The sequence below is a fragment of the Pseudomonas sp. Ors-4-3C genome (assembly GCF_055755035.1).
In genome coordinates, this window is the sequence record NZ_CM146900.1 from 5,459,144 (window position 1) to 5,482,215 (window position 23,072).

Annotated in this window: 22 protein-coding genes; 12 read left to right on the forward strand and 10 right to left on the reverse strand. The window is 60.5% G+C overall.

Translation table 11 applies throughout. The features are described 5' to 3' along the window. Nucleotides 1-10: 10 nt before the first annotated feature. Nucleotides 11-1,426 (reverse strand): acetyl-CoA carboxylase biotin carboxylase subunit, encoded by a 1,416-nt coding sequence (locus tag ACVHNU_RS24760; RefSeq protein WP_027610345.1) that lies wholly within the window; start codon nt 1,424-1,426, stop codon nt 11-13. A 190-nt stretch (nt 1,427-1,616) separates the two neighbouring features. On the opposite strand from ACVHNU_RS24760, the gene ACVHNU_RS24765 reads away from it, so the two are divergent. Continuing rightward, the gene (locus ACVHNU_RS24765) at nt 1,617-2,579 is read left to right on the forward strand and encodes a LysR family transcriptional regulator (RefSeq protein ID WP_045122685.1); all 963 of its coding nucleotides are present in this window, start codon (nt 1,617-1,619) and stop codon (nt 2,577-2,579) included. On the opposite strand, the gene ACVHNU_RS24770 is transcribed toward ACVHNU_RS24765, so the two are convergent. From ACVHNU_RS24770 to ACVHNU_RS24780, 3 genes are all read right to left on the reverse strand, one after another. Continuing rightward, nucleotides 2,521-2,733, reverse strand: a complete 213-nt coding sequence (locus tag ACVHNU_RS24770) for a PA3496 family putative envelope integrity protein (RefSeq protein ID WP_473018471.1) — start codon at nt 2,731-2,733, stop codon at nt 2,521-2,523. The genes ACVHNU_RS24765 and ACVHNU_RS24770 overlap by 59 nt on opposite strands. Before the next feature lie 211 nt (nt 2,734-2,944). Further along, the gene (gene hexR, locus ACVHNU_RS24775) at nt 2,945-3,811 is read right to left on the reverse strand and encodes a transcriptional regulator HexR (protein WP_007912071.1); all 867 of its coding nucleotides are present in this window, start codon (nt 3,809-3,811) and stop codon (nt 2,945-2,947) included. Nucleotides 3,812-3,938: 127 nt separating this feature from the next. After that, nucleotides 3,939-6,812: a putative bifunctional diguanylate cyclase/phosphodiesterase gene (locus ACVHNU_RS24780; protein ID WP_473018472.1), complete on the reverse strand. Its 2,874-nt coding sequence runs from the start codon at nt 6,810-6,812 to the stop codon at nt 3,939-3,941. 258 nt (nt 6,813-7,070) lie between these two features. Between ACVHNU_RS24780 and uvrD the strand changes: the two genes are divergently transcribed. The 4 genes from uvrD (at nt 7,071) to ACVHNU_RS24800 (ending at nt 11,433) form a co-directional block, all read left to right on the forward strand. After that, nucleotides 7,071-9,254, forward strand: a complete 2,184-nt coding sequence (gene uvrD, locus ACVHNU_RS24785; protein ID WP_473018473.1) for a DNA helicase II — start codon at nt 7,071-7,073, stop codon at nt 9,252-9,254. Between the two features lie 141 nt (nt 9,255-9,395). Continuing rightward, nucleotides 9,396-9,836 (forward strand): EamA family transporter, encoded by a 441-nt coding sequence (locus ACVHNU_RS24790; RefSeq protein WP_003229686.1) that lies wholly within the window; start codon nt 9,396-9,398, stop codon nt 9,834-9,836. A gap of 176 nt (nt 9,837-10,012) precedes the next feature. Next, on the forward strand, nt 10,013-10,888 hold the full coding sequence (locus tag ACVHNU_RS24795) for a Tim44 domain-containing protein (RefSeq protein ID WP_003229688.1): 876 nt from the start codon (nt 10,013-10,015) through the stop codon (nt 10,886-10,888). A gap of 137 nt (nt 10,889-11,025) precedes the next feature. Continuing rightward, entirely contained in the window at nt 11,026-11,433 is a 408-nt protein-coding gene (locus ACVHNU_RS24800; RefSeq protein ID WP_047596914.1) for an SMI1/KNR4 family protein, read from the forward strand. A 21-nt stretch (nt 11,434-11,454) separates the two neighbouring features. Here ACVHNU_RS24800 and ACVHNU_RS24805 read toward each other — a convergent pair whose 3' ends face one another. After that, complete coding sequence (locus ACVHNU_RS24805; RefSeq protein WP_003229692.1) at nt 11,455-13,218, reverse strand: cation:proton antiporter; 1,764 nt, start codon at nt 13,216-13,218, stop codon at nt 11,455-11,457. Nucleotides 13,219-13,500: 282 nt separating this feature from the next. On the opposite strand from ACVHNU_RS24805, the gene ACVHNU_RS24810 reads away from it, so the two are divergent. Continuing rightward, nucleotides 13,501-13,983, forward strand: a complete 483-nt coding sequence (locus ACVHNU_RS24810) for an acyl-CoA thioesterase (protein ID WP_003229693.1) — start codon at nt 13,501-13,503, stop codon at nt 13,981-13,983. Between the two features lie 136 nt (nt 13,984-14,119). Here the strand turns inward: ACVHNU_RS24810 and pdxY are convergent, their stop codons facing one another. Beyond that, the gene (pdxY, locus tag ACVHNU_RS24815) at nt 14,120-14,992 is read right to left on the reverse strand and encodes a pyridoxal kinase PdxY (protein WP_003229694.1); all 873 of its coding nucleotides are present in this window, start codon (nt 14,990-14,992) and stop codon (nt 14,120-14,122) included. 117 nt (nt 14,993-15,109) lie between these two features. Here pdxY and ACVHNU_RS24820 point away from each other — a divergent pair, with 117 nt between their 5' ends. Then, complete coding sequence (locus ACVHNU_RS24820) at nt 15,110-15,523, forward strand: DUF3301 domain-containing protein (protein ID WP_473018474.1); 414 nt, start codon at nt 15,110-15,112, stop codon at nt 15,521-15,523. A 1-nt stretch (nt 15,524) separates the two neighbouring features. Here ACVHNU_RS24820 and ACVHNU_RS24825 read toward each other — a convergent pair whose 3' ends face one another. Beyond that, the gene (locus ACVHNU_RS24825) at nt 15,525-16,496 is read right to left on the reverse strand and encodes a CobW family GTP-binding protein (RefSeq protein ID WP_473018475.1); all 972 of its coding nucleotides are present in this window, start codon (nt 16,494-16,496) and stop codon (nt 15,525-15,527) included. Between the two features lie 28 nt (nt 16,497-16,524). Here ACVHNU_RS24825 and ACVHNU_RS24830 point away from each other — a divergent pair, with 28 nt between their 5' ends. Continuing rightward, nucleotides 16,525-16,881, forward strand: coding sequence for an NADH:ubiquinone oxidoreductase (locus ACVHNU_RS24830; protein WP_473018476.1), 357 nt, complete (start codon nt 16,525-16,527; stop codon nt 16,879-16,881). A gap of 4 nt (nt 16,882-16,885) precedes the next feature. Here the strand turns inward: ACVHNU_RS24830 and ACVHNU_RS24835 are convergent, their stop codons facing one another. Then, complete coding sequence (locus tag ACVHNU_RS24835) at nt 16,886-17,536, reverse strand: DUF1826 domain-containing protein (RefSeq protein WP_473018477.1); 651 nt, start codon at nt 17,534-17,536, stop codon at nt 16,886-16,888. After that, the gene (gene zigA, locus ACVHNU_RS24840) at nt 17,536-18,741 is read right to left on the reverse strand and encodes a zinc metallochaperone GTPase ZigA (protein ID WP_473020099.1); all 1,206 of its coding nucleotides are present in this window, start codon (nt 18,739-18,741) and stop codon (nt 17,536-17,538) included. The genes ACVHNU_RS24835 and zigA overlap by 1 nt, the downstream gene beginning before the upstream one ends. Before the next feature lie 234 nt (nt 18,742-18,975). Here zigA and ACVHNU_RS24845 point away from each other — a divergent pair, with 234 nt between their 5' ends. Further along, nucleotides 18,976-19,353: a hypothetical protein gene (locus ACVHNU_RS24845; protein WP_003229706.1), complete on the forward strand. Its 378-nt coding sequence runs from the start codon at nt 18,976-18,978 to the stop codon at nt 19,351-19,353. Here the strand turns inward: ACVHNU_RS24845 and ACVHNU_RS24850 are convergent. Then, nucleotides 19,350-20,552, reverse strand: a complete 1,203-nt coding sequence (locus tag ACVHNU_RS24850; protein ID WP_473018478.1) for an N-acetylmuramoyl-L-alanine amidase — start codon at nt 20,550-20,552, stop codon at nt 19,350-19,352. The two genes, ACVHNU_RS24845 and ACVHNU_RS24850, sit on opposite strands and share 4 nt — an antisense overlap. 84 nt (nt 20,553-20,636) lie before the next feature. Here ACVHNU_RS24850 and folE2 point away from each other — a divergent pair, with 84 nt between their 5' ends. Genes folE2 through ACVHNU_RS24865 form a run of 3 tightly spaced genes read left to right on the forward strand, consistent with a single transcriptional unit; the run spans nt 20,637 to nt 23,064 of the window. Next, complete coding sequence (gene folE2, locus ACVHNU_RS24855) at nt 20,637-21,533, forward strand: GTP cyclohydrolase FolE2 (RefSeq protein WP_473018479.1); 897 nt, start codon at nt 20,637-20,639, stop codon at nt 21,531-21,533. Then, a complete protein-coding gene (locus ACVHNU_RS24860; protein WP_473018480.1) occupies nt 21,530-22,198 on the forward strand; it encodes a metal ABC transporter ATP-binding protein in 669 nt (222 codons plus the stop codon). Before folE2 ends, ACVHNU_RS24860 begins: the two co-directional genes overlap by 4 nt. Next, nucleotides 22,198-23,064, forward strand: coding sequence for a metal ABC transporter permease (locus tag ACVHNU_RS24865; RefSeq protein WP_473018481.1), 867 nt, complete (start codon nt 22,198-22,200; stop codon nt 23,062-23,064). The genes ACVHNU_RS24860 and ACVHNU_RS24865 overlap by 1 nt, the downstream gene beginning before the upstream one ends. Nucleotides 23,065-23,072 lie beyond the last annotated feature (8 nt).

A 23,072-nucleotide genomic window follows, 5' to 3' on the forward strand; every position in this document is an offset into this window, starting at 1 on the left:
GTTGTATTCCTCACAGGCCTGCGTGGGCGGCGATGGCGGCGGCGATGGCCAGGGCCAGCTCTTCGGGTTTGCGCTTGATCGAGTAGTTGGTCAGTTCCGGGTGGCTTTCAACGAAGCTGGTATTGAACTGGCCGCTACGGAATTCCGGATTGCGCAGGATTTCCTGGTAGTACGCGGCGGTGGTTTTCACGCCTTGCAGACGCATGTCGTCGAGGGCGCGCAGGCCCCGGTCCATCGCCTCTTCCCAGGTCAACGCCCAGACCACCAGTTTCAGGCACATCGAATCGTAGAACGGCGGAATGGTGTACCCGGTGTAAATCGCTGTGTCGGTACGCACGCCAGGGCCGCCGGGGGCGTAGTAGCGGGTGATCTTGCCGAAGCTCGGCAGGAAGTTGTTTTTCGGATCCTCAGCGTTGATGCGGAACTGCAATGCGAAACCACGGTGCTGGATGTCTTCCTGCTTAACCGACAGCGGCAGGCCAGAGGCGATGCGGATCTGCTCACGAACAATGTCGATCCCGGTGATTTCTTCGGTGATGGTGTGCTCCACCTGCACCCGGGTGTTCATCTCCATGAAGTACACCTCGCCCTCGGCGAGCAGGAACTCCACGGTGCCGGCGTTCTCGTAACCCACAGCCTTGGCCGCACGCACCGACAGGTCGCCGATGTAGGCGCGCTGTTCCGGGGTCAGTTGCGGGCTCGGGGCGATCTCGATCAGCTTCTGGTTGCGGCGCTGGATCGAGCAGTCACGCTCGAACAGGTGCACCACGTTGCCGAAGCTGTCGCCGAGGATCTGCGCTTCGATGTGCTTGGGATTGACGATGCATTTTTCCAGGAACACTTCCGCCGAACCGAACGCTTTGGTCGCTTCGGAGATCACCCGGGGGAAGTTCTGTTCGAGTTCTTCGCGGCTGTTGCAGCGACGAATGCCGCGCCCGCCACCACCGGAGGTGGCCTTGAGCATCACCGGATAACCGATGCGGTCACCCTCGGTCAGCGCTTCTTCGATACCCGACACGTTGCCTTCAGTGCCCGGGGTGACCGGCACACCGGCCTTGATCATGCTGCGGCGGGCTTCGGTCTTGTCGCCCATGCGGCGAATGACTTCTGCCGACGGGCCGATGAATTTGATTCCGCGTTCGGCGCAGATGTCTGCCAACTCGGCATTTTCCGAGAGAAAGCCGTAACCGGGGTGCAATGCATCGCAACCGGTTTCCACCGCCAGATTCACCAGCTTGCGCGGGTTGAGGTAACCGGCCAGTGGCTCGGCACCGATGCTGTGGGCTTCGTCCGCACGCTTCACATGCAAGGCATGGCGGTCAGCGTCGGAAAAAATCGCTACCGAGCGAATGCCCATCTCGGCGCAGGCCCGCACGATTCGTACGGCAATCTCACCACGGTTGGCGATCAGGATCTTTTTTATCACTTGGAAATTCCCTTGAGCCGGTGGCACCACGACCTGCTAGACCCAGGTCGACGCGTGACCAAATGTTTCAATCTGGTCGCGACCCCACACTAGCCCTCGCAAGGGATTAACAAAAATGAATTAAAATTGGGTCAGGCATAAGCAAAGACTTATAGTTAAACCATCAGCCTGCCGTCAGAGCCCATAAAAAATGCGTAAGTCCTTGATGCGTATGACATTACGCCAATTGCAGATCTTCAACGAAGTGTGTGATTTACGTTCCTACAGCCGCGCCGCCGATGAAATGTCTCTCACGCAACCGGCCGTCAGCCTACAGATTCGTCAGCTTGAAGAGCTGATCGGCCAGCCATTATTCGATTATGTCGGCAAAAAACTCTACATGACCGAGGCTGCCGAGGCCCTGCAGCGTGCCAGCCGGGACATCTTCGGGCGCCTGGAAAACCTCGACATGCAGCTGTCGGACATGCAGGGCTCGCTGCAGGGCCAGCTGAAACTGGCAGTGGAATCCAGCGCCAAATACTTCGTGCCGCACCTGTTCGCCGCCTTCAAGCGCCAGCACCCGGAAGTGAACCTGCAACTGACCGTGGTCAACCGCGGCCAGGTGATTCGTCGTCTTTCGGACAACCGCGACGACCTGGTGATCATGTCGATGGTGCCGCAGGACATGGGCCTGGAATTTCTGCCGTTCCTGAACAATCCGATTGTCGCTGTGGCGCGCCCGGATCATCCGTTGGCGCACATGGGGCCGCTGCGTTTGCAGGATCTCGAGCCTTACACGTTGCTGATCCGCGAACCGGGTTCGGGCACACGACTGGCCTGCGAGGAATACTTCAAAGAGAAACGCGTGCACTTCACCCAGACTCAGGAAGTGGCCTCGGCCGAAGCTCAGCGCGAATGCGTGGTGGCGGGTCTGGGCCTGGCGCTGTTGACGCGCCACGCCCTGAACCTGGAGCTGGCAACCGGCGGCCTGGTCGAGCTGCCGGTCGAAGAGTTGCCGCTGTTTCGCAGTTGGTGCCTGGTGCAAGCCAAGGCCAAACGGCTGTCACCGGTGGCGCACGCCTTCCTGGCGTTTATCCGCAGCGAACGCGTGCAGATCAGCGCACTGGTTGAGCGCTTCGACGGGAAGCTGCCGGTGCTGCCTGCCAGTAGTTGAGTTCGATGTCCTCGGGAAAATCGTTGATTTCGCTCTGAAGCTGACGGAGTTCGAAGCGATCTTCGATGGCGCGACGGAATTCCATGCGGCGCTGGTCTTCCTGTTGACGACGGGTTTTCGCGGCGCTGTTGCGTTCTTCGTAGGGCTGAGCCATTTCGAGTCTCCCAAGGCGAGTACGGGAGTTTCACGATAGGCGTAGGGGATGACGGTTTGGCTGCGCGGGGATGACAGTGCGATGAAACTTTGCCGATTGCGTTTCATTGTGGCGAGGGAGCTTGCTCCCGCTGGACTGCGAAGCAGGCCCGGCCTTTCAGGGCCGCTGCGCGCCCCATCGGGAGCAAGCTCCCTCGCCACAAAAGCAGGCTTCAGTCATCCAGCGCTTTTGCAGCTTTCGGGGACAGCCGCAAGCTGCGCAGACTGCGCTTCACGCTCTTCAGGTGATTGACCAGGCTCGGCCCGCGCGCCATGGCCACGCCCATCGCCAGCACGTCGATCACCACCAGATGGGCGATGCGCGAGGTCAGCGGCGTATAGATTTCGGTGTCTTCATGCACATCGATCGCCAGGTTGACGGTCGACAGCTCAGCCAGCGGCGTCTGGCTCGGGCACAGGGTGATCAACGATGCGCCGCTCTCGCGAACCAGGTTGGCGGTGATCAGCAGATCCTTGGAGCGCCCGGACTGGGAAATGCAGATCGCCACATCGGTCGGCTTCAAGGTCACCGCCGACATCGCCTGCATGTGCGGGTCGGAATACGCCGCCGCCGTCAGCAGCAAACGGAAGAACTTGTGCTGCGCATCCGCCGCCACCGCGCCCGACGCACCAAAGCCGTAGAACTCGACACGCTGCGCCTGAGACATCAGCGTCACCGCGCGCTGCAATTCCACCGGATCGAGCTTCTCGCGAACCTCCATCAAGGTATGCAACGTGGTGTCGAAAATTTTCAGACTGTAGTCGGCGACCGAGTCGTCTTCATGGATCGCGAACTGACCGAAACTGGCACCGGCGGCCAGGCTTTGCGCCAGTTTGAGCTTGAGATCCTGAAACCCGGAGCAGCCGATGGCCCGGCAGAAACGCACGATGGTCGGCTCGCTGATGCCGACGCTGTGAGCCAGGTCGGCCATGGAACTGTGCATCACGGCCGCAGGGTCAAGCAGCACGTGGTCGGCGACCTTGAGCTCCGACTTGCGTAACAGGTGACGTGACTGGGCGATGTGTTGCAGCAGATTCAAGGGGCTGGACTCTTCTTATGGGCAAGGATGTAGCACGCTTGTAGTTATACTACATGAATTGGCTTTTTGCCTGCTCAATGCGTAACTCCATGTCCCCGTATCAGGCGCGATGGACTACATGTAGCCCTTAAAACGAATTTCCCTGTTCGCTCAAAAGCCCGGCCAGACGCTCGGCCTCCACTGGACGACTGATCAGATACCCCTGCACCTCATCGCAGCGTTCAGCACGTAAAAAATCCAGCTGTTCTTGCCGCTCGACACCTTCGGCGACCACTTTCAACGACAGCCCATGGGCCATGGCGATGATCGCCCGAGTGATCGCCGCATCTTCGCTGCCCTGCCCCAGTCCGCGAATGAATGCCTGATCGATCTTCACGTAATCCACCGGAATCCGTTTCAGGTAACTCAGCGACGAATAGCCGGTGCCGAAGTCATCGATCGCCAGCTTCACCCCCAGATCGCGCAACTGCTGGAAGGTCGCGATGATGTGTTCGACGCTGTCGAGCAACTGGCTCTCGGTGAGTTCCAGTTCGAGGTAGTGCGGCGCCAGCCCGGTTTCTTCCAGCACCTGGCGCACCAGACTGACCAGTTTGCCCTGACGCAGTTGATGCACCGACAGGTTCACCGATACCCGAATCGGCTCCAGCCCCTGGCGCTGCCATTCGCACGCCTGCCAGCAGGCCTGGCGCAGCACGAATTCGCCGATCGGGCCGATCAGTCCGGTTTCCTCGGCCAGACCGATGAAGTCCCCCGGCGGCACCCGGCCCATGCTTGGGTGATCCCAGCGCACCAGCGCTTCCGCCGCATTCAGGCGCCCGGTCTGCAGGCACAGCTTCGGCTGGTAGAACACCTTGAGCTGCTTGTCCTCGATGGCTTTGCGCAACTGGTTTTCCAGCTGCAAGCGCTCAAGAGTACTGGCCTGCAGGCTGTCGGTGTAGAACTGGAAATTGTTGCCGCCCAGATGCTTGGCGTGTTGCATCGCCATGTTCGATTGACTGACCAGCGCGGAAATCTCCCGGGCGTTGTCCGGCAGCATGCTGATGCCCATCGAGGCACTGACCACCAGCTCATGCCCTTCGATCGTCAACGGCAGACGCAGCTTGCTCGACAGACGCGTGGCGACCCGCGCCAGGCTCGACAGGTTGCCGTAGGCATCGAACAGCACGGCAAATTCATCACCGGAGAGCCGCGCGATGGTGTCGGCCTCCGGCAACGCATTGACCAGCCGTCGTGCCATTTTCTGCAATAGCTGATCCGCCACCTCGTGACCGAGGCTGTCGTTGAGCAGCTTGAAACGATCCAGATTGATGTGCAGCAGCGCCAGACTGCGGCGCCCGCCCTGCCGCACGCGCTGATGGGCTTCGTGCAGGCGTTCGCGGAACAGCGAGCGGTTGGCCAGCCCGGTCAGTTCATCGTAGTGCGTCAGGAAGCGCATGCGCTCCTCGGATTCGCGCCGCGCCGAAAGATCGGCGAAGAAGCCGACGATATGACTGACATTTCCCCGACTGTCGCGCACCGCGTTGAGTTGCAGCCACTGCGGATACAGCTCGCCGTTCTTGCGGGTTTCGACCAGTTCGCCCTGCCAGCTGCCGTGCTGCTCCAGTGCGTGACGGATCGAGACGTAATGCCGCCGCGCATCACGACTGCACGGCAGCTCGACGACATTGCGCCCGAGCATGTCGTCGATGTCATAACCGGTGACACGACTGAACGCCTGATTGATCGCGATCAGCGCGTAGTTCGGATCGAGAATGACGATGCCTTCGCTGGCCGCTTCGAACACCGTGGCCGCCAGTCGCTGCTGTTCTTCAAGACTTTTGCTCGCGCTGATGTCGCGCCGGGTACCGACCATGCGGATCACCCGCCCACTTTCACTGCGCTCCACGGCGCGACCGCGGTCCTCGATCCACACCCAATGGCCGTCGCCGTGGCGCACGCGGTATTCGATCTGATAATCCTCGGTGCGCCCTTTCAGGTGTTCGATCAGCGCCTGCTTGAGCGACGGCACGTCCTCGGGGTGCAGGCGGGGCTTGAGGTCGCGCAGGATCGCCGTGACGTACTCCGGCGCGAGGCCGAACAGTTCCTGGATCTGCGTGTGATGGACTTCGTCGGTTTGCAGGTTCCAGTCCCACAACCCCAGCTCACTGGCCTTTAACGCCAAGGCCAGACGGGCTTCGCTTTTGATGAGTGCCTGGCTGGCCACATCCAGTTCACGGCTACGCAGGGCCACGCGATCTTCCAGTTCGACCTGAGCCTCGCGCAACTGGCCCTCGGCGCAGCGCCGCTGTTCGATCTCTTTGCCCAGTTCCTGATTGAGCTGTTCGCTGCGACTCTGTGCCCGCTGCAAGTGTTCGATGAGGTGTTGGTTCTGAAAGCGCCGCAGCAGGCCGCGATCAATCAGCCGATTGACTTGCCACGCCACCACGCTGAGCGAGCCCAGCAGGATCAGCCCGAGCCAGCCCCAACCGCGCGCCAGTTCATCGCCGCCCCAGAACAGGTAACCGATCGCCGGCAGCAGGCACGGCAAGGTGAAGGAAAGAAACGCCGGCAGACTGACCGCGTAGGCAACACTGGCCGACAATGTCGCAGCACCGATCAGGCCAAAGACCCAGGCCTGCTGCATGAAGTTGTCGGCGGGCACCAACGCAATACCGGCCCCGGCGAGCGTCAGGCCGGTCATGGTCGAACCGAGCAGGAACATGCGGAACCAGATCGGCTGGGCCTGACGATCGGGGATCGCCGAATCGAAGGCCGCGACCTGAATCACCCGCAACGCCACCAGCGACAGCAGCCAGACCAGCCAGATGCTGACCACGAAATAGCGCTGCGGGCTCCAGAGCAAACCGGCGCAGACCAGACCATTGATCAACATGAAGAGTGTGGGCAGCAATGAGCCCTGATAAAGCAGACGCGTGCGTTCGACCGCCATCTCGGTGGCGTAGTGTTTGCGGATAACCCGGGGTTCCACAGAGGGGCCCGACAGTTCGGAGCTGAGGGTCATGGGCAACGTTCTTGTTCTTATTAGGACGGGCATGCGCCCGAAATGTGCACGGAGCATACACAAGCCGATCCAGTTGCCAAACTGCTCCAGATCATAATTTCAGCGAAACTTTTCGCCCCCGCAGCGCCGACAAAACCCGCAGAGCGAGGCGGGCCGAAGCCTGTAGCCAATGACCGACCGGTCGTCATTGGCGGCACTTTCATCGGCTAATGCAAAGCTCGGTTTGCCCGGGCCTGCGGCGCACCCTAGAATGCCCCGATGCGCGATGATCTCTCCCTTCTGCTGAACTCCCTCAACGATGCCCAACGGCAGGCCGTAGCAGCCCCCGTTGGCCGTCAGTTGGTCCTGGCCGGTGCCGGCTCCGGTAAAACCCGAGTGCTGGTGCACCGTATCGCCTGGTTGATCCAGGTCGAAAACGCCTCGCCCCACTCCATTCTGTCGGTGACCTTCACCAACAAGGCCGCTGCCGAGATGCGTCATCGCATCGAGCAGTTGCTGGGTATCAACCCGGCCGGCATGTGGGTCGGCACCTTCCACGGCCTGGCGCACCGCTTGCTGCGCGCGCACTGGCAAGAAGCAGGCTTGAGCCAGACCTTCCAGATTCTCGACAGCGACGACCAGCAGCGACTGGTCAAGCGGGTGATCCGCGAGCTGGGGCTGGACGAACAGCGCTGGCCGGCCCGTCAGGCCCAGTGGTTCATCAACGGGCAGAAAGACGAAGGTCTGCGTCCGCAACACATTCAGGCCAGCGGCGACTTGTACCTGGCCACCATGCGCGGCATCTATGAGGCCTACGAGGCTGCTTGCCAGCGCGCCGGCGTCATCGACTTCTCCGAGCTGCTGCTGCGCGCGCTCGACCTGTGGCGCGACCATCCGGGCCTGCTGGCGCACTATCAGAAGCGCTTCCGCCATATCCTCGTCGACGAATTCCAGGACACCAACGCCGTGCAGTACGCCTGGTTGCGTCTGCTCGGCAAGGGCGGCGACAGCCTGATGGTGGTCGGCGACGACGACCAGTCGATCTACGGCTGGCGTGGGGCGAAAATCGAGAACATCCATCAGTACTCCTCAGACTTCCCGGATTCGGTGACCATTCGTCTGGAGCAGAACTACCGCTCCACCGCCGGCATCCTCAAGGCCGCCAACGCCTTGATCGCGAACAACACCGGGCGTCTCGGCAAAGAGCTGTGGACCGACGGCGGCGACGGCGAAGCGATCAACCTGTACGCCGCGTTCAACGAACACGACGAAGCGCGCTACGTTGTCGAAACCATCGAAAGCGCGCTGAAAACCGGCCTGGCCCGCAGCGACATCGCAATTCTCTACCGCTCCAACGCCCAATCGCGCGTTTTGGAAGAAGCGTTACTGCGCGAGCGCATTCCGTACCGCATCTATGGCGGCCAGCGCTTCTTCGAACGCGCGGAAATCAAGAACGCCATGGCCTACCTGCGCCTGCTCGAAGGCCGTGGCAACGACGCCGCACTGGAGCGGGTGATCAACGTCCCGACCCGTGGTATTGGCGAGAAAACCGTCGAAGCGATCCGCGACCATGCACGCCACAGCGATGTGTCGATGTGGGAAGCGATGCGCCAACTGGTCGCCAATAAAGGCCTGACCGGTCGTGCTGCCGGCGCCCTGGGTGCGTTTATCGAGCTGATCGAGAACCTTGCCGCCAAGTGCATGGAAATGCCGCTGCACCTGATGACCCAGACCGTCATCGAGCAATCGGGGTTGATCGCCTATCACGAAGCGGAAAAAGGCGAGAAAGGCCAGGCCCGGGTGGAAAACCTTGAGGAACTGGTCAGCGCCGCGCGCAACTTCGAGAACACCGAAGAAGACGAAGAGCTGACGCCGCTGGCGGCGTTCCTCGGCCACGCTTCGCTGGAAGCCGGCGACACTCAGGCCGACGAACACGAAGACAGCATTCAATTGATGACCCTGCACAGCGCCAAGGGCCTGGAATTCCCTTACGTGTTCCTGGTGGGCATGGAAGAAGGTCTGTTCCCGCACAAGATGAGCCTGGAAGAACCGGGTCGCCTTGAAGAAGAACGTCGTCTGGCCTACGTCGGCATCACCCGGGCCATGCAGAACCTGGTGATGACCTATGCTGAAACCCGACGCCTGTACGGCAGCGAAACCTACAACAAGGTCTCGCGTTTCGTCCGTGAAGTGCCGAAGGGTCTGATTCAGGAAGTACGCCTGTCGAACAGCGTCAGCCGACCGTTCGGCGGCAACCAGTCGATGAGCGGCAGCAACCTGTTCAGCGGCAGCGAGATTCCGGAAACCGGCTTCAGCCTGGGTCAGGCAGTGCGTCACTCGATCTTCGGCGACGGCGTGATCCTCAACTTCGAAGGCGCCGGCGCGCAGGCGCGGGTGCAGGTGAACTTCAGTGAAGGCAGCAAGTGGCTGATGCTGGGGTACGCCAAGCTGGAAGCCATCTGACGCCGGTTTCGCTTTTCTGTGGGAGCGAGCCTGCTCGCGAATGACATCACCGTGGTTGATCTGATAAACGGCAGTGTGGCTTTCGCGAGCAGGCTCGCTCCCACAGGGGTCGGCGTTGGATGATCTAACAAGGACATTTCCATGGGCTCAGGCTTCTTTTCTTCCTGGACATTCTGGGCCCTGCTCTCGGCGACTTTCGCCGCGCTGACGGCGATCTTCGCCAAGATCGGCATCGAAAACGTCAATTCCGACTTCGCCACCCTGCTGCGCACCATCGTGGTCCTGGTCAGTCTGGCCTTGATTTTGTACGCGACGGGCCAATATCAGTCATTGGGATCGATTTCCGCCAAGAGCTATCTGTTCCTGCTGTTGTCCGGTCTGGGGACCGGCGCGTCGTGGCTATGCTACTTCCGCGCGCTGAAAGTCGGCCCGGCCTCGCTGGTTGCGCCAGTGGACAAACTCAGCGTGGTACTGGTGGCGGTGCTCGGCGTGATCCTGCTGGGCGAGAAACTCGACCTGCGCCAATGGGGCGGCATCGGCCTGATCACCGCCGGTGTGGTGCTGCTGGCGTTGCGTCGATAAGCAAGTTTCCCGCTGAACCTATCCCATTTTCCTACAGACAAAAGTACATGGCCTTATTGCTTCGACGGAGCTGAACATAACCTGTCAGGCAAAAGCCCGAAACACTCTCTCGCTAGCCAGTAACACTTCAGCTGTGCAACATGGCGCGCGTGTCTCCACAAACGGGAATTCCCTTTATGAAACGTTTTCTTAGCATCGCCATGGCGTTGTGCATCGGCCTGACGATGAGCCTCGACGCCAACGCCAAGCGCTTTGGTGGTGGCAAAAGCGCCGGCGCTGCGCCGACGCACCAGACCAGCCAGATGGCTCCTTCTTCCCCAGGCATGGGCGGCGCAGCAGCGACCGCTGGTGCTGCCGGCGCTGCCGGTGCCGCGGCCAAGGCTGGCGGCGCTTCGAAATGGCTCGGCCCTCTGGCCGGTATCGCCGCCGGTGGCCTGCTCGCTTCCATGTTCATGGGCGGCGGCTTCCAGGGCATGCAGATCTTCGACATCCTGATCATGGCCGTGATCGCGTTCGTGATCTTCCGCTTCATCGCCGCTCGTCGACGCAAGCAGCAGGAGCACCTGGCTCCGGCCGGCGCGCCGATGCAGCGTGAAGTATTCGAGCAGAAGCCTGCTGCCATGGGTTCGATCTTCGGTGGTTCGGCCGCGCCGGTTGCCGCTCGTCCGGTGATCAACGCACCAGCCTGGTTCAACGAGCAGAACTTCCTTGCCGCCGCGCGCAGCCACTTCCAGGCGCTGCAGCAGCACTGGGACGCCAACGAAATGGACAAGATCGCCGAGTTCGTGACCCCGCAGATGCTCGACTTCCTCAAGCGTGAGCGTGCGGATCTGGGCGACGGCTTCCAGTCGACTTACATCGAAAACCTGCAGGTTCAGCTGGACGGCGTGGATGATCGTGCCGACAAGACCATCGCCACCCTGACCTTCAGCGGTGTGTCGAAGACCTCGCGTTTCGACCAGGGTGAAGTGTTCAGTGAAAGCTGGAACATGGAACGTCCACAGGGCGAAAACCAGCCTTGGCTGGTGGCCGGTATTCGCCAGAACGGCTGATCCCCATCGCGTTACGCATGTGGTAATAAAAACCCCGGCCTCGGCCGGGGTTTTCTATTTCACGGTTGCATCTATAGCGAGCTACTGTATAAACCGGCCCATATAAACCGCGCCATTCAAGCAAGAGGATCCCGGACGTGGAAGAAATCATCGAACAACTGCGCGAAGCCAACGAACCCGTACCGGTTCCCCTGGAATTGCCCGACGAAGACCAATTGGTAGAAATCGAAGAAGAACTCTTCATCAACATCCCGTTCGTCTTCAAAGAGTTTCTGCTGACCGTCAGTGACGTGGTGTACGGCAGCCTCGAGCCGGTGACCGTCACCGACCCGCAATCGCACACCTATCTGCCGGACGTGGCGGCCAACGCCTGGGACATCGGCGTACCGCGCGACCTGATCCCGATCTGCCAGGACGGCGACAACTACTACTGCGTCGAAGAAGACGGCACCGTAGTGCTGTGGTCCGGCGAAGAAGAGCTGATCACCGAAGAATCCTGGGAATCGGTGTGGCACTGGGCGCGGGACGTCTGGCTGGAGAGCTGATTAGCCAGATGCCCGGGCCGGTCAGTGCCCCGACGACTCCTTGTGGTTGTCGAGGGTTTCCAGCAGGGCCACCTGCATCCGCGTGTGCACGCGGATGAACCAGCGCCAGAGCAGCGCCGCAACGGCGGCCGCGACCACGGCGACCAGCACCAGCAACTTGTTGGTCGGCAGGATACTGGCCGACAAGGCTGCCAACAGCAGGAAGATCACCAGCAGCGAGAGGATCGGGATCACTTCGGAGATCACCCGACGCACTCGCTGCGTGTGACGCCCGGCCATCTCCGGCTTCACGCCCATTTCCGCCAGCAGCATCGACAGCGCCTTGAGCTTGCGATACGCCGCGATCAGGAATGGCAGAGACAGCAGCAGCGCCCCGCCCCAGATCAACGCCTTCTGCCAGCTCGGATCACCGATCCAGTCCTGCATCCACACCGACAGCCGTCCGGCAAAGAACGCGCCGCTGAAGAAGATCGCGATCACCAGCGCCAGATTGACCCCGACCTGCAACAGGATCCGCCGGATCATCGCCGCCAGCATCGCGCCCTCACCTTGCGGCTGAATGCTGCGCAGCCATTCGCCATACATGCCGAACACCCGGCCCAGACGCTTGGGCACCGCCGCCGAGAGCTTGATCGACAACGGGTCGGCCGCGCGAATCAGGTACGGCGTCAGTAGCGTGGTGATCACCGACACCGCCACCGCGACGGGATACAGAAAGTTGCTGGTGACCTGCAGCGTCATCCCGAGCGCGGCGATGATGAAGGAAAATTCGCCAATCTGTGACAGCCCCATCCCCACACGCAGTGAGGTTCGTCCGTCATTGCCGGCGATAAACGCCCCGAGGCCGCAGGACAACATCTTGCCGAGCACCACCGCCACGGTAATGACTGCAATCGGCCACGCGTATTGCAGCAGGATCATAGGATCGAGCATCAGGCCGATGGCGACGAAGAAGATTGCACTGAACAGGTCGCGAACCGGCTCGATCAGCCGTTCGATCTTCAGCAGTTGCCGCGACTCGGCCATGATCGCGCCGATCAGGAAGGCGCCGAGCACCATGCTGTATTCGAGCTTGACCACCAGCAGGCAGAAGCCGAAACACAAGCCGAGCACGGTGATCAGCAGCATCTCGTTGCTTTCGAATTTGGCGACATAAGCCAACAGACGCGGCACCAGCAGAATGCCGACCACCAACGCAACGATCATGAACAGCGACAGCTTGCCGACCGTGGAGAACACTTCGCCGGAGCTGACCGTGCCGCTGACCGCGATACTCGACAGCAAGGCGATGATGCCGATGCCGAGGATGTCCTCGACGATCAGTACGCCGAAGATCAGCTGCGCAAAGCGCTCGTTCTTCATCTTCAGGTCGTTAAGCGCCTTGACGATGATGGTGGTTGAGGAGATGGCGAGGATCGCGCCGAGGAACAGCGAGTCCATGGTGTTCCAGTCGAACCAGCGACCGATCTCGTACCCGATCCAGATCATCAGGACGATTTCGAGGAACGCCGCGATAAACGCCGTGGCGCCAACCTTGAACAACTTGCGCAGACTGAATTCCAGCCCGAGGCAGAACATCAGAAAAATCACCCCCAGCTCGGCGAGGGTCTTGATGGTTTCTTCGTCGTGGATCAGGCCAAACGGCGGCGTGTGCGGCCCGATGATGAAACCGGCGACGATGTAGCCGAGCACCACCGGCTGCTTGAAGCGGTGAAACAGCACGGTGACCACACCTGCGACCAACATGATCACTGCCAGGTCCTGAATAAAGCTGATGGCATGCATGGTGTGGGCTCCTTGTATGACGTGACCCGCCGTCAGACATCAGAAAGGTCTGAGCGAGCTGGGTAAAAATCCGCTTTTCGTGTGGGAATTGCCCTTGGGCAGGGCCTTTTGCAGGTTAACACCGCGACTTCCGGCTGGAAGGCGGTGCAATATAAGGAAACAGATCGGTCGCGGCGTGACGGCAGCCAGTCGTCTGGCGTCCCGATAACGGTGCTTTTGAAAAAGCCACCAGGCACCCGCAGAGGTGCTTCCAGCCATCCAGCCTTGATCCGTGAGAACGTTATGGAACCCGGAAACGCCCAACTGTCGATGACGGTATTGATGACCCCCGACATGGCCAACTTCTCTGGCAATGTCCACGGCGGTACCCTGCTCAAATACCTCGACGAAGTGGCCTACGCCTGCGCGAGCCGCTATGCCGGCCGCTACGTGGTAACGCTGTCGGTGGATCAGGTGATTTTCCGCGAGCCGATCCATGTCGGCGAACTGGTGACCTTCCTTGCGTCGGTCAACTACACCGGCAACACCTCGATGGAGGTCGGCATCAAAGTGGTGACCGAGAACATCCGCGAGCGCTCGGTACGCCACACCAATAGCTGCTTCTTCACCATGGTCGCGGTGGATGACCAGCGCAAACCTGCCGCCGTACCGCCACTGCAACCGCAGAACAGCGAAGACAAGCGTCGCTACATGCAGGCCCAGCAGCGCCGGCAGATTCGCCAGGAGCTGGAGAAGCGCTATCAGGAGATCAAGGGCGACGCCTGATCGATCCTTTGGAATGATGTTGCTTTTATAGATAGCCTTCGCGAGCAAGCCCGCTCCCACCTTCAATCGCAGTCCGCCCATGAGAACGCGGTCGAAGGTGGGAGCGGGCTTGCTCGCGAATGGGTGTAACGCGGTTTTACAGACTGATCGCCGTCGCCTCGAACTTCACCCGCGGATGCGCGATCCGGTCCTGCGCCCGCACCAGTTGCAGCTCGTAACTGGCACACGCCTGGGTTTCCAGCAGCACTTCATGCACCGCCGCTGCAGTGAATTCAAACGCCGCCACCAGACTGTCACCGAGCAGCACCCGTGCCAGGAACAAACCGGACGTCAGATCGCCCACACCCACCGGTTGACGCGGAAACGCCAGCAGCGGACGGCGCAGGTGCCAGCTTTCGTCGGCGGTCACCAGCAACATCTCGAAACCGTCCGCCGGTTTGCCCGGATAATCCAGGTGTTTGACCAGCACCGCTTTCGGGCCGCGTGCCAGCAGTGCCCGGGCCATCCCCAGGCAATCGAACAAGGACTGCGGCTTGCGCCCGGAGAAGCTGTCCAGCTCCAGCTGGTTCGGGCACATGATGTCCGCCACGGCTGCCGCTTCTTCCAGCAGGAAATCGCTGACTTCGGTCGGCACACTGCAGCCTTTCTCCGGATGACCCATTACCGGGTCGCACAGGTACAACGCCTTCGGATTGACCGATTTGATGCGCTCGACACCACTGAGAATCGCCCGGCCCTGCGCCGCGCTGCCCAGATAACCGGAGAGCACGGCGTCGCAGTTGCCCAGCTCGCCAATGGCGGCAATGCCTTCGACCAGTTCGGGGATCTGGTGCGGCGACAGCACTTCACCGGCCCACTGCCCGTACTGGGTGTGGTTGGAAAACTGCACGGTGTTGAGCGGCCAGACATTCACCCCGACCCGCTGCATCGGAAAAACCGCGGCGCTGTTGCCGGCATGGCCGAAGACCACATGGGACTGAATGGCGAGCAGATGAGGCGTACGTTTCATTCGGGTTATTCCGTAAAACGATTGAAATTCAAGCCGCGCAGTATGCGACGAAACACAGCCTGTACGACAGACCGGCGACGCAGTTAAGCTGAGCTTATCTTTTGGAGTTTCCTGTTGATGCTGACCCTCGAAAACATCTTCGTGCTGATGCTGTTCGCCGCTGCCGGCGCATGGCTTTGGCACAACCACGGCTTGCGCGAGCGGGCGCTGGAACGGGTCAAGCAGCATTGCATCAATGTCGGCGTCGAACTGCTGGACGGTAACGTCGCGTTGAAAAAAGTCGGTTTGATCAAGGATGCCAGCGGCCGGCGGCGCCTGGCCCGGGTCTACAACTTCGAGTTCACCGTGACCGGCGAAACCCGGCACAACGGCACCATCACCCAGTTTGGCGCACACAGCGCGCAGATCGAACTGGCGCCCTACCCGGCACCGTTCGACGACACGCCACCCGTGGTCGAGGTCACCCGCCCACGGGCCGAAGTGATCGAGCTGAGCCAGTGGCGTCAGGATCACAACAAGTGGAAGCCTTGAGCTAACCCACTTGAACCCGGCATTGCGCCAGGCCTGCCTGCAAATCCTCGACACTTTGCGCGTCAGCAAAGATCAGCTCGATACGTGAATCCCGGCGCCACTCACTGGGTTGCCAGTCCAGTTCAGCGTTATCCAGGGCATTGGCTGAAACCCAACCCTGTGCGCTGTGGATAACCAGTTTCGCCCGTCGCCAGTCCAGGCTTTGCAGCCATTGGCTCAGGCGTTGCGTATCGAACCTCTGTCCCGGGTGCCAGCGCCAGCCGATGCTCCAACCGCCCTCCTGTGCCTGACTCAGGCAGATCGGCACGGCCGGATCGCTCCAGATCGCCGGAATCGACGCCAATCCCTGCGGCACGATGAGGTTATCCACACCTGCCGTTGCTTGCGCAGCCACACCCGGCAACTCATGCAAGGGCAATTGCGCCTGCTGCGTCCAGATCAGTTTGACTGCCGGCAAACGCTCGGCGATGGTCTGCCGAACAGCCTCATTCAGACTTTCTGCCTTGTTCAGTAACAGCAGACCGGCGCTGCCCAAAGCGTCCTGCTGAGCGGGCGGCAGCGCTTTCCCGGCTGCCAGCGCCTGGGCATCCAGCACTGACACACAGGGCTGTACCGCCAGTACACCACGCCACGGCGCTTCGCTTAACTGCTTGAGCAACTGCGCCGGATGGCCCAGCCCGGACGGCTCAATGAACAGCCGATCCGGCCGGGCCTTGCGCAGCAAACGGCCGAGGCCGATTTGAAACGGCGCACCATTCACGCAACACAGACACCCTCCGGCGACCTCGCCCAGTGCGATACCATCGGCGTCGCGGGTCAGCAACGCGGCATCGAGGCCGATCTGGCCGAACTCATTGATCAGCACCGCCCAGCGCTCGCCTTCCGGCCGCTGGGCCATGAGCTGGCGAATCAGGCTGGTCTTGCCGGCGCCCAAAGGGCCGGCGATGACATGGGTAGGAATGTTCTGCAACATGACTGGGAGTTTTCTGAGGGGATTGGGCATGCGTTGGATGGGATGGTCGTTGCTGTTGATGCTGCTGTCGAGCGAAGCCTGGGCCCAGGCCTGCGTGGTGCGCAGCCAGGGCGAGCGACTTGACGTTAAAGTCTGCCAGCAAAACCGCAGTATTCCCGAGAAACTGTTCAGCGACGGCTTCTGCCAACCGACGCTGGCCGGGCAGAAAGTCGAGGTGCAGTACGTCGATCAATGTCCGAGCGGCGCGTTCGGCGTGTGCAGCAACGCGCAAGTCGCCAATATGCCCTATCGCCAGGATATCCACTATTACGGCGTCGCCTCCGACGCGGCGTATTTGCAGCCGTACTGCGAAGGCCAAAGCCAGGGCCAGTGGCTCAAGCCTTGAGCTGTCAGCCGAGCCAGTCGAGGGTCAGCAGCAGCCGTCGCTCACCTGGCGCCGGTTGCGGGGAGCGATGAATCAGGCCAAAGCCTTCATTGCCGAGCCACTTCTCGCCCTTCAATAGCGCCACATCACCCCGTTTGAGTTGCTGGATTTGGCTCATGCCCTGTGGCTCGGCGTTGGCCTGGCCCAGTTGCTCGCGATCCATCACGCCTTCCTTGAGCCACTGGCTGCCAATCCCCGCAAAGGTTGTGATCAAGCGCACCGGCACATGATCGACATGGAAACGTGGGCACATGGCTTTATCCAACACCCGCAGGCGCAAACCGATACGCCGTGCCCCCAGCAGACAGGCGAAGGCACTCACCAGCCATTGCAGGTCAGCGATGAAGGCTTCGTAGCCTTGCAAATCACGGAATCCGGCGGCCAATCCTTTTAGATCAGGTTCGGCGTCTTCATCCGGCAATTCGATGCACAGCGATTCCGCCAGAGGCTCGTTGAGCGACAGCAGCAACTCTGCAAATTCGGCGATGTGCAGCGGCAGTTGACGCTGCCAGACCGCAAGATTGACGTCGTCTTCGAGGATTCGCGTCAGCGTTTTCGGCGTCGCTCCCTGATGCTGATGGCGCGCCCGGTTTTGCTGCAACTTGAGCGCGAGCATCAGGCGGCCTCTTCGTGCCAAGGGCCGAACGGATCCGGCAGCCGGCGCCAACCGTCTACGCCAATGGCCATTTCTTCGTCAGTCAGCAGGCAGGCATCGAGCTCCGACTTGAGCTGTACGAAGTCGATGTTCTGGCCGATGAATACCAGCTCCTGACGACAATCTCCGACGCTCGGCGTCCAGTTTTCCATGATCGCTGCGGTACTTTCCTGATCCTGCGGCCATTGGTTTTTCGGCACGAAACGCCACCAGCGGCCTGAGAAACCATGGCGCATCAAACCGCCGGCCTGCGACCAACTGCCTGCGTCGGAGGGTTTGCTGGCGAGCCAGAAGAAGCCTTTGGAGCGCAGCAGTTTGCCGTTCGGCCATGGACGATCGATGAAGTTGAAGAAGCGCTGCGGATGGAACGGGCGGCGTGCGCGGTAGGCCGTCGAGGCGATGCCGTATTCCGTGGTTTCCGGCACGTGCTCACCGCGCAATTCCTGCAACCAGCCCGGGGCCTGAGCGGCTTTCTCGAAGTCGAATCGGCCCGTGTTGAGGATTTTCTCCAGCGGCACCTCGCCCATCACCATTGCAATGATCTCCGCCTGGGCATTGAGGCGCTTGAGGATTGCCATCAGCTCTTCGCGCTCCTGGCGGCTGATGAGGTCGATTTTGCTGATCAGCAGTACGTCGGCGAACTCGATTTGTTCGATCAGCAGATCGGTGATCGAGCGCTCGTCTTCATCGCCCAGGGTCTCGCCTCGGGACGCGAGGCTTTCGGCCGCCTGGTAGTCGAGGAGGAAATTCACGCCGTCGACTACCGTCACCATGGTGTCGAGGCGTGCGACGTCGGCGAGGCTCTGGCCCTGCTCGTCACGGAAGGTGAACGTTTCGGCGACCGGTAGCGGCTCGGAAATACCGGTGGATTCGATGAGCAGGTAATCGAATCGTCCTTCGCGGGCGAGCTTGCTGACTTCTTCGAGCAGGTCCTCGCGTAACGTACAGCAGATACAACCGTTACTCATCTCCACCAGTTTTTCTTCAGCACGGTTCAAGCTGACATCGCGCTGAACTTCGCTACCATCAATGTTGATCTCGCTCATATCGTTAACGATAACAGCAACGCGCAAGCCTTCTCGATTACGTAGTACGTAATTTAAAAGTGTACTTTTTCCGGCACCGAGAAAGCCCGAAAGAACGGTCACGGGAAGCGGAGATGACATTGGATAATCCTCATCAGATGGCGGCCGATGTGCACTTTGGCCTGGTTTGGCGTAGCGCACCGCGTTCTATGGCTTCAAAACAGCGATCTGGTAGAAGCAGACGCTTGAAATCGGCGAGCTCAGACTCAATTCAAATTGATGTTATAGTATAACAATACGAATAAGCCAGCCCCGCTCTTGCCCAAACCGATAAAGCGCAGGAAGCTGCACGCAATCTGCCCATTGAGAACCGAGATGAAAACTGCTTTGAAATGCTCGCTGCTGAGTCTCGCGTTGCTGTCGGGGGCCGACGCCTGGGGGCAAATTCCCGCACTCGCCAACTGCACACACAGCGCCAATCTGCTGGCCTGCATCGACGCGCAAGGCAATGCCTACAGCGTGAACACGGTGGGCAGCACAATTTATCTGCGGGGCTTTGAAAAGGACGGCAACCGCTACTGGGCGCAGACCAACAGCCGTTTCGGCCAACTGACGTTCTTTACCGGGATCGCCTCTGACGGGGAAGCCTGGGTGGGCTACACCCGTCGCGTCGGCTGGACGACGATCAATCGTTTTTCCAGCTCTGGCGGCAGTAGCGCGAAGTTCACCTGCAGCCGGATCACTGGCTGCTAAACCTGCGCGTTTTGCTGCTCCTGCTGCCAGGCGATATAGCTGTCGACTGGTGGATTCTTCTGAAAGTAACGCTGTAGCCCTTCGAACAAACCATCCGCCACGGCTTGCTGATGCCGAGGCGTGATCAGTCGCTGACTGTCTCGGGCGTTGGAAATGAAGCCGGTTTCCACCAGAATCGACGGCACGTCCGGCGACTTCAACACGGCAAATCCTGCCTGCTCCACGCGCTTCTGATGCAGCGTGGTAATGCCTGCCAGACTGCCGAGAACCGTGCTGCCGAGTTGCAGACTGGCGGCGATGGTGGCGTTCATCGACATGTCGAGGATCACTCCGGCGAGCATCGGATCCTTGTCCTTGAGGTTGAGCAGACTGGTCGCACCGAGCAGATCAGCGCCATTCTCCCGCTGCGCCATGAAGCGCGCAGTCGCAGACGTCGCGCCACCCTCGGACAGGCAATACACAGACGCTCCCGACGCCGTCAGACGTGGCGCCGCATCGGCATGCACTGAGATAAACATGTCGGCCTTGTGCTGGCGCGCTATATCCACCCGTTTGCGAAGTGGCACGAAGAAATCATCATTGCGCACCAGTTTCACGTCGAAGCCTTTCTCCCTCTTCAGCCGTTTGGCGAGTAATTGCGCGATGGACAGCACCACATCTTTTTCCCGCTCACCTTTGGCACCAACCGCGCCCGGGTCTTTTCCGCCGTGCCCGGGGTCTACGACGACGATGATGTCGCGCTTGGGGTGAGTTTTATTCAAGGGTGTTTCACGTGGAACCATTGCCGCACTTGATGCCTGTTTGGCGTTCACCAGATCAAGCACCAAGCGGTGTCCTTGGCCATCTTCGGGCGCCAAAAGGAAGCTGTTCAACAGCACTGGATGGTTCAGGTCGAGAACAATCCGCGTATCACCCTGACCAAAGTGACCTGATCGAATGGAGCGAATGGCGGTATCGGCAAGCACCAACTGGCTAAAATCACCGCTCAAACTCGCCCCTGAAAGGTCAATGATCAGGCGTTCTGGAGCGCTCAGGGAGAAAGTTTTGTAGCGCACCGGACCGCTCAGGTCGAACACCAATCGCAGCTTTTCATCCGAACGCCACAGCCGCGCATTGCGAATCTGTGTAGCCGAGACACTGAAGGGGAAAGCCAAGGCCGTACTGGCCAGCAGCAGATTGAGCAGATGACGTCTGTGCATATGAAAGCCCGTTCATGAAAAAGCTATCGTGATTTGAATTGTTATAATGTAACATTCAATTCAATCAACACGATGGTTCCGAACATGAATTCGCTGACACTTCCGGATATAGCGACTCAAGTCGCTCGCCAGGCGTTACCGCTTGATTGGGTGGGCATGTGCGGTATCGCTCTGCCTGTTCTGTTGGAAGGCCAACGTCTGAGCGCAAAAGCAGATGCAGGCGTCAGTCTCGAGGATGGCGAGGCGCGCGGTATTCACATGTCGCGGCTGTATCTGGCGCTGGCGGCGCTTGAACGGCACAACCTCTCTCCCGTCTTATTGCGCGAGGTACTCGATGATTTTCTGGTCAGTCACGAAGGTTTATCCAACAGCGCCTACCTGAACATCCATTGCGAAGTACTGCTGAAAAGGCCTGCGTTAGTCAGCCCTCTGGCCGGTTGGAAGAGCTATCCAGTGAGTATTTGTGCGACCCTGAAAAGCAAAGTGTTCCACGTGGAACTGAAAATCGAAGTGCCTTACTCCTCAACTTGCCCCTGCTCAGCAGCGTTGGCGCGGCAGTTGATTCAGCAGCAATTCATCAATGATTTCGCCAACAAGCCACTGCAACATGCCGAAGTGTTGGCCTGGCTTGGATCAAGCCAAGGCATTGTCGCCACCCCGCACAGCCAACGCAGCACCGCGCAACTGCATATGCATCTCGACGAGTTCATCGACGAGCTACCTCTGAGCGTCATCATCAATGATGCCGAAGCGGCACTCGGCACCGCCGTACAAACCGCCGTGAAACGCGCCGACGAACAAGCCTTCGCTCTGGCCAATGGGCAAAATCTGATGTTCTGCGAAGACGCCGCGCGACGACTCAATCTGGCCCTGCGCCGCTCCCCCGGCGTCAGTGGTTTCCACCTGCGGGTGATCCACGCCGAAAGCCTGCACGCCCACGACGCTGTCGCCGAAAGCCACTGGCACCGAGAACTCGCATGATCCGTTGCCAAACCGTGACTTGGGGCGCACTCGGCCAACCACTGACTTCGCCACTGACGCTCTCGCTGGAACACGGCAGCCTCAGCGCCATCATCGGCGCCAACGGCTGCGGTAAAAGCAGCCTGCTGAAAGTCATCGCCGGATTGCAGAAGCCTTTATCCGGAAAAGTCGCACTGGGTGTTCCACGTCAGGGCGGCTTGGCGTTCCTGCCGCAACAGCAACACCTCGACCGACAGTTCCCCATCAGCCTCGAAGAACTGGTGGCCGCGGGTTTCTGGGGCCGCCGATTGTCGACGCAACTGCGCGCGCAACGACTCGCCAGCGCACTGGAAAACTGGCACTTGAGCGGATTGGAAAAGCGTCCGCTGATGGCCCTTTCCGGCGGCGAATTGCAACGCGCGCTGCTCGCCCGTTTGAGTCTGGCCGACGCTCCGTTACTACTCCTCGACGAACCCCACGCTGCCCTCGATGAGCTGGGCCAGCAGTTACTCTGGCAACACCTCCACGCCTGGCATGCCGAAGGGCGAACACTGCTGGTGGTCTGCCACGACCTCGCCGCGGTACGCCAACACATCCCGCAGACGTTGCTGATCAAAAATCGTCAGTGCGTGTTCGGCCCCAGTGCCGAACTGATCCAGCAAACACCCAACACGCAGGTGGCCTGATGCTCACCGTCAGCCACCTCTGGCAACCGTTCAACGAGTTTGTGTTCATGCGCCGCGCACTGCTCGGCGGTCTGGTACTGGCCTGCAGCACGGCTCCGCTTGGCGTGTTTCTGATCCTGCGGCGCATGAGCCTGATCGGTGACGCCGTCGCCCACGGCATCCTCCCCGGTGCGGCGCTGGGCTTCTGGTTCGCCGGTCTGAGTCTGCCGGCACTGACACTCGGCGGCCTCGGCGCCGGCCTGGGCATGGCCGGTCTCGCCGCCTGGATCACCCGTCGCACCGGTCTGCGCGAAGACGCCAGCCTCGCCGCGATCTATCCGATCTCGCTCGCCAGCGGTGTGTTGATTCTAGGCATCGCCGGCAAGCGTCTCGACCTGTTGCACTTGCTGTTCGGCTCGGCACTCGCCGTCGACGGTCCGACCCTCAACGGCATGTTGTGGGTGTCGGGGCTGAGCCTGATCGCCATGACTCTGATCTACAAACCGCTGCTGCTGGACACCCTCGATCCGCTATTCCTGCAAACCGTCAGCCGTCTCGGTCCACTCGCCCACGGCGTGTTCCTGACCTTGGTGGTGCTCAATCTGGTGATCGGTTTCCAGGCCATCGGCGCCTTGATGGTGGTGGGTCTGATGATGCTGCCCGCCGCCGCTTCACGATTCTGGAGTCGGCGCCTGCCGAGCCTGATTGCCATCTCCGCGCTGATCGGCTGCCTCTCGGTGGGGTGCGGATTGTTGATCTCGTTCTACTACTCGCTGCCGAGCGGTCCGGCGATCGTGCTGGTCGCCGGCATCGGTTATCTGCTGTCCGTGGTGTTCGGACCGGTGCACGGTTTGCTGCGCCGCCCGCCTTTGCTCACATCCCAATGAGGTGTTTC